The organism is Streptomyces sp. NPDC059092, from assembly GCF_042756365.1.
GTDB lineage: Bacteria > Actinomycetota > Actinomycetes > Streptomycetales > Streptomycetaceae > Streptomyces.
Genome location: NZ_JBHZEJ010000016.1, coordinates 38,485 through 51,981 on the forward strand (window position 1 = coordinate 38,485; position 13,497 = coordinate 51,981).

General features: G+C 72.2%; 14 protein-coding genes and 1 pseudogene. 7 read left to right on the forward strand and 8 right to left on the reverse strand.

The window, feature by feature from the left end; all coding sequences use genetic code 11:
• Positions 1-150: 150 nt before the first annotated feature.
• A pseudogene (locus tag ACFXPL_RS12515) lies at positions 151-1,251 on the reverse strand (polysaccharide lyase family 1 protein); the annotation flags it as partial.
• 197 nt (positions 1,252-1,448) lie between these two features.
• The gene (locus tag ACFXPL_RS12520) at positions 1,449-2,090 is read right to left on the reverse strand and encodes a TetR/AcrR family transcriptional regulator (protein WP_384916793.1); all 642 of its coding nucleotides are present in this window, start codon (positions 2,088-2,090) and stop codon (positions 1,449-1,451) included.
• 113 nt (positions 2,091-2,203) lie between these two features.
• Between ACFXPL_RS12520 and ACFXPL_RS12525 the strand changes: the two genes are divergently transcribed.
• The 7 genes from ACFXPL_RS12525 (at position 2,204) to ACFXPL_RS12555 (ending at position 9,285) form a co-directional block, all read left to right on the forward strand.
• On the forward strand, positions 2,204-2,374 hold the full coding sequence (locus ACFXPL_RS12525) for a hypothetical protein (protein WP_384916797.1): 171 nt from the start codon (positions 2,204-2,206) through the stop codon (positions 2,372-2,374).
• Positions 2,371-2,991: a WHG domain-containing protein gene (locus ACFXPL_RS12530; protein ID WP_384916800.1), complete on the forward strand. Its 621-nt coding sequence runs from the start codon at positions 2,371-2,373 to the stop codon at positions 2,989-2,991. The genes ACFXPL_RS12525 and ACFXPL_RS12530 overlap by 4 nt, the downstream gene beginning before the upstream one ends.
• 604 nt (positions 2,992-3,595) lie before the next feature.
• Positions 3,596-4,642, forward strand: a complete 1,047-nt coding sequence (locus ACFXPL_RS12535) for a medium chain dehydrogenase/reductase family protein (protein ID WP_384916803.1) — start codon at positions 3,596-3,598, stop codon at positions 4,640-4,642.
• A 581-nt stretch (positions 4,643-5,223) separates the two neighbouring features.
• Entirely contained in the window at positions 5,224-5,859 is a 636-nt protein-coding gene (locus ACFXPL_RS12540; protein WP_384916806.1) for an ABC transporter permease, read from the forward strand.
• Between the two features lie 323 nt (positions 5,860-6,182).
• The gene (locus ACFXPL_RS12545) at positions 6,183-7,400 is read left to right on the forward strand and encodes a sensor histidine kinase (protein WP_384916808.1); all 1,218 of its coding nucleotides are present in this window, start codon (positions 6,183-6,185) and stop codon (positions 7,398-7,400) included.
• An 18-nt stretch (positions 7,401-7,418) separates the two neighbouring features.
• Positions 7,419-8,117, forward strand: coding sequence for a response regulator (locus ACFXPL_RS12550; protein WP_384916812.1), 699 nt, complete (start codon positions 7,419-7,421; stop codon positions 8,115-8,117).
• A 124-nt stretch (positions 8,118-8,241) separates the two neighbouring features.
• Positions 8,242-9,285, forward strand: a complete 1,044-nt coding sequence (locus ACFXPL_RS12555) for a DUF418 domain-containing protein (RefSeq protein ID WP_384916815.1) — start codon at positions 8,242-8,244, stop codon at positions 9,283-9,285.
• A 52-nt stretch (positions 9,286-9,337) separates the two neighbouring features.
• On the opposite strand, the gene ACFXPL_RS12560 is transcribed toward ACFXPL_RS12555, so the two are convergent.
• The 6 genes from ACFXPL_RS12560 to ACFXPL_RS12585 form a co-directional block, all read right to left on the reverse strand.
• Entirely contained in the window at positions 9,338-10,249 is a 912-nt protein-coding gene (locus tag ACFXPL_RS12560; RefSeq protein WP_384916817.1) for a hypothetical protein, read from the reverse strand.
• Between the two features lie 4 nt (positions 10,250-10,253).
• Positions 10,254-10,673 (reverse strand): hypothetical protein, encoded by a 420-nt coding sequence (locus ACFXPL_RS12565; RefSeq protein WP_384916819.1) that lies wholly within the window; start codon positions 10,671-10,673, stop codon positions 10,254-10,256.
• 137 nt (positions 10,674-10,810) lie between these two features.
• The gene (locus ACFXPL_RS12570) at positions 10,811-11,350 is read right to left on the reverse strand and encodes a hypothetical protein (protein ID WP_384916821.1); all 540 of its coding nucleotides are present in this window, start codon (positions 11,348-11,350) and stop codon (positions 10,811-10,813) included.
• Between the two features lie 34 nt (positions 11,351-11,384).
• Entirely contained in the window at positions 11,385-11,612 is a 228-nt protein-coding gene (locus tag ACFXPL_RS12575) for a hypothetical protein (RefSeq protein ID WP_384916824.1), read from the reverse strand.
• 97 nt (positions 11,613-11,709) lie between these two features.
• Positions 11,710-12,393 (reverse strand): DUF6585 family protein, encoded by a 684-nt coding sequence (locus ACFXPL_RS12580; RefSeq protein ID WP_384916828.1) that lies wholly within the window; start codon positions 12,391-12,393, stop codon positions 11,710-11,712.
• The gene (locus ACFXPL_RS12585; protein WP_384916831.1) at positions 12,390-13,472 is read right to left on the reverse strand and encodes a BTAD domain-containing putative transcriptional regulator; all 1,083 of its coding nucleotides are present in this window, start codon (positions 13,470-13,472) and stop codon (positions 12,390-12,392) included. Before ACFXPL_RS12585 ends, ACFXPL_RS12580 begins: the two co-directional genes overlap by 4 nt.
• Positions 13,473-13,497 lie beyond the last annotated feature (25 nt).

Below are 13,497 nucleotides of genomic sequence, written 5' to 3' on the forward strand. Positions count from 1 at the left end.
GCGGCTTGCGCCGCTCGACACGCGGGCGCGGAGCCGCCGACGGCGGCCGGCCGGGCCGCGCCCGGCGTCTGGGCGGGCCCGGGTGGTGGGGCCGGCCGGCACCGCGCGGTGGGGGCCGACGGGCGCCGGGGTGACCGGCGTCAACGGTTAGCAGCCGCCGTTCGACACCTGCAGCCCCTTACCGGCGCCCGCGGTCCGGCTCACGACGTCCGGCACGCAGGCCGCCCCGTCGAGGCTGTAGGAGTACGGGATGCTGACGGTGGTGGTGGACCGCGGGTCGGGCCCGGCGGGCTTGTTCTCGCTGCTGGGGCTGGACCAGGTGACGTTGTCGAACGTGTTGCCGCCGACCTGCCAGTAACCGACCGTACTGGTGTAGAAGGTGCCCAGGACGTCCTTGGAGTCCTCGAAGTAGTTGTTGTCCACCTTGGCCCGGGCCCCGGCCCGGGAGTTGATGCCGGACTCGTTGAGCTTCACGTAGTGGTTGTTGTACATGTGGGCCACACCGCCCCGCAGCAGGGGCGTGCGGGAGTCGATGTTCTCGTACCGGTTGTGGTGGTACGTGATGAAGCTGTTCGACAGCTCGCTCTCACTCGATCCGACGAGTCCGCCGCGGCCGGAGTTGCGCAGGACGCTGTACGAGAGGGTCACGTACTGGGTGTTGTCCTTCATGTCGAAGAGACCGTCGAACCCTTCCGACTCCCCGCCCGACGCCTCCAGGGTGGTGTGATCGACCCAGACGTTGCGGACGTTCCGCTCCATACCGATGGCATCACCCCCGTTGGACGTGGGCGAGCCGGACTTCTTGACGTTCCGCACGGTCACGTTCTGGATGATGATGTTGCTGGACTCCCTTATGTGGATGCCCAGTTGATCGAATACGGCACCGCCGCCGACACCTGAGATCGTGACGTTGCTGATCTCTTTGAGCTCGATCAGCCCGGCGGCGGTGTTGCAACTCGCGCCAGACACCTTGCTGGTGTTGCCGTGGTTGATGGTCCCCTCGACCTCGATGGTGATGGGGGTACTGCTGCTGGCCCGGCCGCACAGGGCCTGATGGATCGCGGTCCCCGTGGTGGCCCGCACGGTCTGCCCGCCGGCCCCGCCGGTGGTCCCACCGTTCTGGGTCGCGTAACCGGTGGCACCGCCGGCCGCGGCCGACGCCGAGGGTACGGGCACCACCGCGCCGGTCACGGCCGCGAGGGCCACGGCGACCAGCGCCGCGCGGAACCGTGGTGCGACTCGCATTCTCATATCCGTCACTCCGTCATTCGTCTCGAATCAGGCCGGGCATATGTCATACGCATGTCATTTCATGGACACCAAGGAGGACCCGAGAAGGGACCAAGAAGGGGAAAGCGCTTTCTGGTCGCGAGGATAGGCCCCTCCCGCCGGGCCTACAAGGTTCCGGACCGCCGCACACGCACCCGGAAGGCGTCGCCCTGCCCGCCCTACCCGTCCGTGAAGTGCGCGAGCGTGGTGATGACGCGATCGGCGATGTCCGGCGGCCAGGGGAAAGCGGGGGCCACCACTCGCTGGTGGGCGAGCCCGTGCAGACCGAGCCACAACGCGACCGTGTCGGCGGACACGTCGGTACTGGTCGCGCAACCGGCGGCGACGCAGTCCTCCAGGGCCGCGGCGAGCCGCCCCATGCTCGCCCGTCCGAGCGTGCCCACATCCTCCGCCGTCACAGAACTCTCGTTCAGGTCGGGCGCCCACAGCCCGCCGAACATCGTGCGGTAGCGCCCGGGGTGGGCCCGGGCGAACTCCAGGTAACTCCGGCACAGGGCCGTGAGCCGCTCACGGGGTGCGTCACCCGCGGCGTCGACGTCCGTGCGCAACTGTTCGTCCAGCTCGGCGAAGGCGCTGCGCACCGCGGCCAGCATGATGGCGGGCTGGTCGGGGAAGTGGCGGTAGATCGAAGGGGCCGCGATCCCGACACGACGGGCGACGGAGCGCAGGGTGATGGCGCTCTCGTCACCGGTCTCGTCGAGCAGATCGACCGCCGCCGCCACGATCTCGTGGCGCAGTCGATCACCCTCCCCGCGGCGGTTCCGGACGCGGACGTGTGCCGCTGACGCATCGTCTCCCATGGCGTTACCTTACAGCGCGAAACTTATGGGCGTTCTCCTTGCGCCCAATGAACTAACAACCGTAGCCTTACGCACGTTACCCAGCGAGCGGGGCCAAGCGGATCGGAAGCAGCATGAGGGACATCGCCGTCACCGGCAGCGTGGCCGGGATCGCCCCGCCCGCACCACCCGCGATACCGCCCGTACCGCCGGACAGGGACGGGCCGGACGGCCGGCGGGTCACCGTCCGGATGAGTCAGGACCGTACGCAGGTCGCCACCGCGCCGGTCCCCCGCCGGCCATGAGCGCCGCCACCGAACCGCCCCGGGCCCGTGCGAGGAACCGTCGCGGCGAGGGAGGCAGACTCCGCGCCGAGATTCTGGCCGCCGCGGCCGAACTGCTCGACGCCGGCGGTGACCCACGCTCCGTGACCCTGCGCGCCGTCGCCCGCAGGGCCGGGATCACCGCGTCCTCGATCTACCCGCACTTCGACGGCCGGCCGGCCCTCATGCTCCAGGTGCTACGGCAGGCCTTCGCCGAACTCTCCGCCTTGATCCGGTCAGCCCTCGACACGGCGGGCGACGATCCCCAGGACCGTCTGAACACCGTCTGCCTCGCCTATCTGGACTTCGCCCGTGACCACCCCGAGCGGTACCGCGTCATGTTCGGCGGCACAGGGGCCCCTCTCGCCACCGCCGGTGATCCGGGGCCCCTCGGCGAGGAAGCGATGCGGATTCTCGCCGGCTGCCTCGCCGACTGCCGCGCGGCGGGACACTGCACCAGTACGGACCCGGCCGCCGACGCGGTCGCGCTCTGGCTCGGCCTGCACGGGCTCGCCCACCAGCGAGCCGTCGCCCCCTCGTTCCCCTGGCCGGCCGACATCGGCCGACGCGTCGCCTTCCCCTTGTCCCACCTCACGTGAACCCCCACCGTGGCCACCGGCACGCGCCTCCCTCAGGCCGGATCCCCTGCCGGCACGGCCACGCCCGGGGACGCACAGGGGGGCGCAAAGGGCTGTCCCATCGGTGACGGTCAGCCAGCCGGTGAGGGTGCGCATGCCCGGTCCCACGCACCGCGCGCTGAAGGCGTGGGCCAGGAATCCGGCTCGCCGACCGCCCGGCGGCAGCGGCCTGGAGGAGGCTTCGAGGCGCAGCCCCGTACGGCCATGACCCATGACCAGTGACGGTCACCGGGACGATCGCGGAGAACCCGTCGGCGCCCTGGCAGGCCACTGCCCGATGAGGCGGGCTGTCGATCCGGCGCACGGGTGTGGGGACTCGGGCGCGTGGGGACGCGGACGCGTGGGATCACGGAACCGCGGAGGCGACCTTCACACGACCGCCCGGAGCCCGTAGGAGCCGGTCGCGGCCCTTCTTCCCACCCGGGCAGCAGCACCCTGAGCGGGGCCCGCTTCACCCCATCGCCGCACACCGTGAAGTTTATCGGCGCATCCACTTGCCCACGATGAACTCACATGCGTAGCCTTACATCCGTAAGCACACAGACGAAACCTTCAGGGGCACGCCATGAGCAGCACCGTCACCACCTCCGTCACCGAAATCGTCCTGCCCGGCAAGGTCGAGCCGGCCGGCCTGGAGCTCCGGACCCGCGCTCTTCCGGACCCGGTCAAGGGCCAGGTCGTCCTGCGGATGGACGCGACCGGCGTCTGCTTCGCCGAGCAGCAGATGCGGCGCGGCAAGTACTACGACCAGCCGCCGTTCCCCTTCGTGCCCGGATACGACGTGGTCGGCACCGTGACGGCGGTCGGCCCGGAGGTGGACGGCGCGCTCGTCGGACAGCGGTTCGCCGCGATCACCAAGACCGGCGCGTGGGCCAGCCACCTCCTGCTCGACGCCGTGGACCTGATGCCCGTACCGGACGGAGTGGACTCGGCCGCCGCGGAGACCGTGGCCGTCAACGGCATCACCGCCTGGCAGATGCTGCACCGCACCGCCAAGGTGCACGCCGGCGGGACGATCGTGGTGCTCGGTGCCAACGGCGGCGTCGGCTCCACGCTCGTACAACTGGCCCGCCACGCCGGGATCACCGTGATCGGCACGGCGTCGACGCGCCATCACGCGACGGTACGAGAACTGGGCGCGACCCCGGTCGACTACCGCGACCCGGACATGTACAGCCGGATCCGGGAGCTCGCGCCTGACGGCGTGGACGCGGTGTTCGACCACGTCGGCGGCGCCGGGGTGGAGCAGTCGTGGCAGCTGCTGCGCAAGGGCGGAACGCTCGTCTCCTACGGCACCGCGGCCAGCAAGGACGAGGAAGGCAGCTCACAGCTGCCGGTGCTGAAGCTGTTCGGGCGGCTCGCCGCATGGAACTCCCTGCCCAACGGCAAGGGCGCGCACTTCTACAACCTCTGGGCCGGCAAGCGCCGTTGCCAGGCGTCCTGGCAGCAGCGGATGAGCGAGGACCTCTCCCAGGTGCTGCGCCTGGTGGAGGAAGGCGTCCTCACCCCGCAGATCGCCGCGAGGTTCCCGCTGTCGGACACCGCCTCGGCGCTGACGCTCGCCGAGTCCCGCACCATCACCGGAAAGATCATCATCGTTCCCGAGGCGTGACACCGTGAACGCCGCCGCTGGTTCCCCGCGACCGCTCAGGGCCGTCCGCCCGCCCAACCGCCGGGGAGAGCGCGCCACCCGCGCGCCGGTCTCCTGGGAGCCGCGACCACCCCGCTCGACCGCGGCGACGCACGGGCCGTAACGCGGCGCGCGGCGGCCAGGACCGCCACCGACCCGGCCCGCCCGCACGTGCCCACTCGGCCTCCCCCTCGCCGTGGTCCGCGAAGCCCTCGCCGGCCTGTCCGGTCGGGTTGAGGCCGCCGTACGCGATGCCGACGACGCCGGGCGGCGCCCGCACGCCGCCGGCCCCGCCACCGCCCCTCTCGACTTCGCCGGCGCCTGGAATGCCCGATCCCGCCCCTCCGCCACCGTGGTCTCTCCGGCGCGGGTCCCGCACGCGGGGGACTCGCTCGCCGACGCACCGTTCCGACTCTCCTTCCTGACCCGTCGACTTCGTACGGCGAGACGGCGAGACGGCGCCCCGCCCTGTCGCACCCCGCGCCCGCCGGGTCCAGGGCTCCCCCGAACCACGCGCTCACGCACCTTCCGACGCTTCACCCCACAACTCCCGAGGTATCGCCATGTCCGTCAACACCGCCGTCACGCCCGCCACCGCCGCCACGCCCACGCCCGCCACCGCCGGCGGCCCGGCCCCGGCCCGCCTGCCGGGCGACGTCGACAACCGTGCGACCTACATCAGCTTCGGGCTCGCCTACGTGCTCGGCCATGGCTCCGCCGCGCTGTCAAAGGGCGACGCCCCCCTGTTCGACCTGCCCGGCTGGCTGCCCATGACCCTCCTCGGTGCCGGGCTCGCCGTCGGCACGGTCCAGGCCACCGTCGCCGCTCTGCGCGCTCAGCGTGCCGCCACCGAACCCGACGACGTTCTCCCCGGCAAGCTCCTCGGCGTCGCGTGGGTCACCTCCTTCGCCGCCCTGTTCCTCGCCATCACGGGCCTGACCTCCACCCCCGGCATGCCCGACGTGCAGTCCCTGCTCTGGCCCACCGGCTCGGGCTTCGTCGTCGGCCTGCTCTACCTCGCCGAGGGCGCCGCACGCCGCAACCTGCTCCACTACAGCCTCGGCACCTGGCTCGCCCTGACCTCCACCGCGGCGCTCCTCCTCGGCGGCCCCGGCCTCTACTGGGTCCTCACCCTCGCCGGCGGCGGTGCCTACGCCCTCGCGGCGGTCCTCGAACGCCGCCGCCTCGCCGCCCCCTGAGCAGCAACAGCGCCAAAAGGACCCCAGGACCGATGGTCCAGGGGGACAGAAGGAGCGTGCCTTCGCGGCCGGCGCCTCGTCGTCGGCCGGGAAGGCACGTCCGTGCTTACGGTGGCCAACGGGACCGCACCGCGCCGAGTCGCGGCCCGCCGCCGGTCGGCATCGTCCAGGAAGGCGCGAGAGGCCGGCCGGCCGCGCACCTCGGCCTGACGGCCGGCCCTCCGGGCGTCCCCACACCCCGCCCGGCCCTCCAGGCGTCCCCGCACCCGGGTCGGCCATTCGGCCGACCCGCCGGACGGCCCGCGTTGGATAGTCTCCGTCCGGTGAACGCGCACGCCCCGCTGACCGCGGACCCGCCGAAGACCGCCCCGCCGCCCCCTTCGCCCGCACAGAGGGTTCTGTCCTTCGCGCTGTACGCGGTGCTCGCCGCGGTGTGGCTGGGGGACGTGGTGTCCACCGGGGGGCTGCGCACCTCCGAGCGCGACTGGCTGCTGCCGCTGGTGTCCGGGCCGGTGTCGGCCGTGCTGCTCCTCCTGCCCTACCGGTGGCTGTCCCTGGAACGGCGTGCCTGGGCCGCGGTGTGCGGTTCGCTGGCGCTGACGGGGGTGATGGCGGTCAGAGGAAACGAGACCGGCGGTACCTGGGGGCTGCTGGAGTCGGTGTGCCTGCTCATCCTGCTCGTCCGGACCTGCCGGCGGGCCGGCCGGCCGTACGTCACCGTCGCGCTGGGCATCGCGGTGCTCCTCGGCCCGGTACGGCTGAACGGCCCGGGTGTGCTGCCGACCTCCTTCTCGCTCACCTTCGGCATCGGCTCGGCGGTCGCGCTCGGCTGCTACCTCCGTGTGCAGGACGGCCACCGGGCCCGTGCGGTGGAGAGCGTCCGGCAGGCGGAGCGGATGGAACTGGCCCGGGACCTCCACGACTTCGTCGCCCACCACGTGACCGGCATCGTCGTACAGGCCAACGCAGGACTGGCCATCCGGGCGACGGCGCCGGAACACATCGATCCGATCCTGGAGAACATCCAGAAGTCCGGTATGGAGACGCTGGATTCCATGCGCCGCCTGGTGCGCGTACTCCGGGAGGTGGAAGGCACTCCGCGGCGGCCCGGCGAACTGTTCACCGAACTGGCCGCCATGGTCTCCGGCTTCTGCGGCCATGAGGACGGCGCGGACGCGACCCTCTCGGTGGCGGCTCCCGCCCGCGCGGCGCGGCTCGCGCCCGAGGTGGAACTCTCGGTGCACCGTGTGGTGCAGGAGTCGCTGACCAACGCGCGACGGCATGCCCCCGGCGCGCTGGTGGCCGTACGGGTGGGTACGGAGGACGGGCGGCTAAGGGTGGAGATCGGCAACACGCCCCCGGCGAAGCCGCCCGCACCGTCACCGGTCGGAGGCCGCGGGGGCTTCGGGATGGTGGGGCTCCGGGAGCGGGTGGCGGCGGTCGAAGGACTGCTGGAGGCGGGCGGAACGCCCGACGGCGGCTGGCGGGTGGTCGGCGTCTTCCCCGTCCTGGACATGGCGGAATCGGCCGCCCGAGGGTGACATGGCAGGATCAGCCATGTGAGTGATACGACGGCAGCAGACGTCACGGCGCCCTCGGTGACGAGGGTGCTCATCGCCGACGATCAGCATCTCGTACGTACGGGATTCCGGCTGATCCTGGACGCTCAGCCGGGTATCGAGGTGGTGGGCGAGGCTGCCGACGGCGCCGCCTGTGTGGAAATGGCCAGACGACTCCGCCCGGACGTGTGCCTCGTCGACATCAGGATGCCCGCGCTCGACGGCCTGGAGGTCACCCGCATCCTCGCCGGGCCCGCATCGGCCGACCGGATGCGCGTCGTCGTGATCACCACCTTCGACCAGGACGATTACGTCAGCCGGGCGCTGCACAACGGCGCCTGCGGGTTTCTCCTGAAGGACGCCAGCCCCGCGCTGCTCGTCGAGGCGGTACGGGCCGCGCGACGGGGCGACGCGCTGATCTCCCCGGCGGTCACCGTGCGGCTGCTGCGTCAACTGGAGGGCACGCGTGGCCCGTCCGCCTCCGGCGGTCGCGCCCCGAAGGCGGTCCTGACGGCGCGAGAACTGGACGTGGCACGGCTGGTCGCGGTGGGGCGCACCAATCAGGAGATCTGCGGAGACCTGTTCCTGTCGCTCGGAACCGTCAAAACACATCTGACGAACATCCAGTCCAAGCTGGCCGTGCGCAACCGGGTGGAGATCGCCGCGTGGGCGTGGGCGACGGGCACGGTCTCCGGGTAACCCGCCTTCCAGGAGTGAGCGGCCCCAAGGGACTTCGGGATGAGCCCGTATCGGCCGGACGGCCGATACGGCCCGGCCGTCCGGCCGAAGCGCCGTACCGTGCCACTGCCGCACCGTGAAGGCCATGAACACAACGACCTCGACGCACAGGGCCGCCGCCCCGGAACCAGCCGCCCAGGAACCCACCACGCGGTCGCCACACCGGATCACCGCGCTGGACTCGCTGCGCGGCTTCGCGCTCTGCGGCATCCTCCTGGTCAACATTCCGATCCAGATGACGCAAATGGCCGGCGTCGACGAGGCCTTCCGTAAATACCCGATCCCCGCGTTCCTGGAGTACTTCGTCCAGCAGCGGTTCTTCCCCATCTTCGCGTTCCTCTTCGGACTGAGCTTCGCGATCTTCCTGGAGAGCGCCGCGCGCCGATCGCCACGCCCCCGGCTGCTGCTGGTCCGCCGGCTGGTGGTCCTGGGACTGCTCGGCTTCGCGCACCAGCAGTTGCATCCCGGGGAGGCGCTGCTTCTGTACGCGATCTTCGGGCTGCTGATCCTGTTGCCCTCCTCGTGGCTGCCGACCTGGGTGGTGCTGGCCGCGGGGCTGATCGGGTCCGTCGCCTCGGTCACCGTCGCCGGCGGCGGGATACCCAGCATCCCGGGGCTGTTCCTGCTCGGCCTCGCCGTCGCGCGGCTCGGCATCGCCCGCACACTAAATTGCCGTACCGGACAACTCGCCGTCGTACTCGCGCTGGCCGCCACGGGGGCGGTCGCCGTCGGCTGGTGGCAGCACACCTACCCGGCCATCGGCCCCTACGCCACGCGGATCGCGGCGGTGGCCGGCATGCTGGGAGCGGCCACGTACGCCACCGCGGTGCTGCTCGTCCTGCGCACCCGGCTGGGCCGCCCGCTGTCGGCGGTCCTCGAACCGCTCGGCAGGATGGCGCTGACCAACTACCTCACCGCCACCCTCGCGGTGGTCGCCGCGGCCGGCCCGCTCGGCCTGCACCACTCCTCCCGCTGGGGCACCGCCATGGCCCTGGCGGCCGTCATCCTCGCGGCACAGGCCCTCATCAGCCACTGGTGGCTGACCCGCTTCCAGTACGGCCCGCTGGAGTGGGCCCTGCGCTGCCTGACCTGGTGGAACGTGGTCCCGCTGCGCCGCCCGCAGCCGTGAGGAGCGGGCCGGGGCGACGGCGCTGCCCGCAAGGGCGGTCCTGGCAGGCGGGTCAGTTCCCCTTCTGCACGGCGCAGACCGTGGCCGCGCCGTTGAAGACCTGCCACGTGAACGTCTGCCGGTCCGTGCGCCGGGGGCAACTGCCGCCGTTCAGCACCGCCGTGATCACCATGATCGCGTTTTCGCCCCGGGGTACCCGCGTCCGGTCACAGCCCCAGACACTGAACAACCGTCCCTCGCCCCCCAGGGACCCGTCGGCCTGTCTGTTCAGTGTCGCGGGAAAACACTGCCCTGCGGCGAACACACGGTCCAAGCACAAGGCGACGGACGAACCGCTGTCGTTGACGTGACCCCAGCCCCATCGGCCCGCGCCCCCGGGGCAGTTCGAGGCCGACGTCGTCACCATGGTCACCTTCGAGTAGGCGAAGCCCGCCCCGCAGTCGACGGCGACCGGCCGTTCGAGGTTCAGCTTGCCCCAGCCGTCGTCGTACACACCGAGGCAGGTACCGACGCCGGCGGACGCGAACGCCACATCGACCGGATCCGGCGGGTCGGGAGGCGGATCGGCGCTGGGGGTAAGGGTGGGACTGGGGGTGTGGGTGGGATCGAGGGAGGATTCCGGGTCCTCCGGCTCTTCGCCGTCCCTGCCGGTGGACGGCGGCTCCCGGTACGGTGCGGTCGCTGCGGAGGACCCGCCCGGGGGCTCCGATCCGCTCGCGGTCGCCGTGTGTTCCGGTTCGCCGGTCGCGGCCGTTTCCTGCCACGGCTGCCACATTCCGACAAGGATCACGAGGCCCACGAGGGCGGCGATCGCCGCCGACGAGGCACTGACGAAGTAGGTGCTGTTGATGTCACGGCCGGCCACTGTGATCTTGGACCGGCCGTCCGCCCGTGCGCTGATGCGAGTCCCACCACCGTCGGCGCCGTCCCGGCCGGAGCCGTCCGGGGTCTCTCCGGAGTTCAAACGATCACCCCTTGGTGATGTTGATGTCTCGTCCGGCCATGGTGACGCGCGACCGCCCCGACACGTTCGCGGTCAGACGGGGACTGCCGGTCCGTGGTTCCCCGTCGGACAGGGGCGGCAACTCGTCGATCAGACGCCGGAGTTCGGGCACCATCTCCGGGTCGGCGGCCAGCAGCCGCCGCAGCCGCGTCTGCCATTCGCCGACGAGTTCCCGCTCGGCCCGCTCGTCCCCGTTCCGCCGGGCGACGAGCACTTCGGTGCGCGCCTCGCCCAGTTCGGCCAGTACCGTGTCCGCCCGCTCGGGGTGTACCCGGCGCCACAGCTCGCCCATCGCCCGCCGCACGCTCTCCCACCCGGCCGTCGCCATCCCGCTGACCACCGTCGACGCAGCCAGATTCACCAGTGCCGCCAGTTCCGATTCCATGTGCCGTACTCCTGTGTCCGCTCGATGTGCCGGGTCGTTGTGACCCATCGGTGCTCTCGGTGCTCTCGGTGCTGTCGGTTCTCTTAGTTCTCTCGGTGCTCTCGGTGGCCGAAAGTGCTCGGCGGTGCCCGGCACCGTCAGGACCGCCGGACGGAACTGAAACCGCACAGGGCGCACAGGGCGACGACACCCGTGACGTGGTAGCCCGTCCCGCCCCGGGAGACGGTGTGCGTGGTCTTCCTCTCCCGGAGGAACACCGTGCCGCACCGCGAGCAGGGCCCGTCGGCCGGGGCGCCCCAGGGCCTGGACGGATCCAGCCGCACCGCCGCGGGGATCATCAGCACCGCGCAGAGCCCGGCGAGGCCGAACCCGATCCCCCTTCTCACGGCGACGCCCTGCTCGCGGCGGTCGATCATCTCCTCGTACGAGAAGGAGCCGCCCCCGCCTCGGTTCGAGTAGATGACGCACCCGTCGTCCCGTGTCATGGTCCTGTCGTCGCAGTCCGGCGCCTCGTCCGGGTCGCCCCCGGCCGTCAAGGCCAGGAGCAGTCCGATGCCGCCCACCACGGCCGCCGTGACCAGCGCCGTCGTCCGGCTCCGTCCGCTCCGACGCCGCTCGCGATCGGCCCTGGCCTTGTCGATCAGCGCGTTCGCCATGTCCCTGTCCGGTGCTCCCATGTGTTCCTCCATCTCGTGGCCGATGTGCATGCGGTCAGTGCCGGGAGGCGATGATCAGGAGCAGCACCAGGACGCCCAGGGCGAGCGCGCATCCGGAGCCGCCGCAGGACGGCCCTCGGCGGAACTCGGCCATCCCGCCGGGTACGACGTGCGGATGGCCTCGGCCGTAGTGGGACTCGATCGCCTCCGCCCCCTGGGACTCGCTCCCCCAGGCGGTGCGGTGCCCGCACTCACCGCACCGGTACCGGTAGCTGTCGGCCATGGCTGTCTCCTTCTGGGCTCAGTGGGTCGCGTGTGGCCGCCGACCACGTCCGTCGGCCGCGAACCGAGGGAATCGCGTTGAGGCAAGGGGCCGTACGTCAGTCGTCGTCCCGCTCGGCACCGGCGAGGTGCTCCGCGAGGGCGCGGAAGACGCAGAGGTTGGGGATACCGGACGCGACGGTGGTCAACGCCTGCCGGCGGCCGGCGGCGCGGACGGTGACGAGACCGTTGAGAACCTCGATCCGCCGGACCTGCGCCCAGCGCAGGGTCGTCCCCCCGGTGCCGACTTCGTCCCTGGTGATCCATACGGGACCGAAGACCAGCCGTGCCCCCTGGCTCAGCGCGGCCAGGGCCCGTGGCACCTGCGCGTCGGTGACGGCCCGGCGTATCTCGGGCCACCACTCCTCCGGCCGGCCGAAGTCACCACGGCGCAGGACGATCCGCCCGCCGTCGACGTCGAGGAGCACCAGGGCGCGGGTGATGCCCCGCGAGGACAGCACCCTGCGCCGTCGCACCACCGTGACGTCGAAGCGGATGACATGAATTCGTCTGCCGGTGGCGGCCGTCATCCCGTGCTCGTACACGTCCAGCCGGGCGCCCGCGCCCGTGACCGCGCCGGCCCGCAGCAGGCGCCCCGCGGCGGCCCAGCGGGCCCCGGGCCCGGTGGGCGGCGCCCGGTAGGTGGCGTGTCGCCTGCCGAGGTGTGCCCGGCCGGCGGCCGCGGAGACCCGCGCCAGCAGCAGTTCCTCGTCGCGTCCACGGGGGCCGGCCGCCCCGCTCACGCGGCGCCCGCCCGAACGCGACCGGTACCGGCGTCGTCCCCGCGCAGGACCGCCCGCCGCGCCCTCGACAGCGCTTCGCCCGGCGCGACCCCCAGGTCGTCGGCGAGGCTCCGACCGGCCCGGTCGAAGACGGCCAGCGCCTCGGCCCGCCGGCCGACCCGCCGCAGCGCGTGCATCAGCATCTCGGCGACCGGTTCGTTCAGCGGCTCCTCCAGAGCCAGGGCGGACAGCCCGGCGATCGCCTCGTCGTGCCGGCCGAGCCTCAACTGCCAGTCCGTCGTCCGCTGCGCCAGAGCGACCCTGCGCCGGGTGAGCCGCAGCCGCTCCGACTCCGCCAACGGCCCGGGAAGTCCGGCCAACGGCTCACCGCAGAACAGCTCCAGCGCCCGGGCGCACAGCCGCACGGCCTCGGGCAGGTCTCCGGCACGTTCGGCCGCCCCGGCCCGGGTGACGAGGTCCTCCATGCACACCACGTCCACCTCGGTGACACCGTGGACCAGTCCGTAGCCGTACTGGTCGCGCCGGATCACCGAGTCCGGACGCTCCCCGAGGCGCAGGCTCTTGCGCAGCCGGTACACGTAGACCGGTACGACGTTCCCGTCCGGCATCTCCCTTCCCCATACGCCCTCCAGGAGTTGCCGTCGGCTGACGGACCGGCCCGGGCTCAGCGCCAGCGCCGCCAGTACGGCCTGCTGCCGCAGGGGGCCGACGTCCACGGGCTGCCCCGCGAGCCTCGTACGCAACGGGCCGAGCACCGACACCCGGAGCCCGGGGCCGGGTGCGGTGCCCGTCCGTCGCCCGACGGTGGACCCCGGCGCCGGCACCGGCCCGCGCGGACCCTGTCCCGGTACGACCAGACCGCAGTCGAAGGCGTGCACGATGGCGGCGGCCCGGTCACGCAGCCCCAGCTTCCCCAGAACGCGGCCGAGCCGCTCGGCCACCACGTTCCCGGGCAGGGCGAGGGCGTCGGCGATCTCGGCGTCCCGCAGGCCGCATCCGAGCGCGTGGAGCACCTCGCGTTCCTGAGGGGTGAGGACCGTGTCGCCCAGGGCTCCCTGGGCTGCGGTCGTCGTCGGCATGGCGGCTCCCCGTTCCTCGGACCGG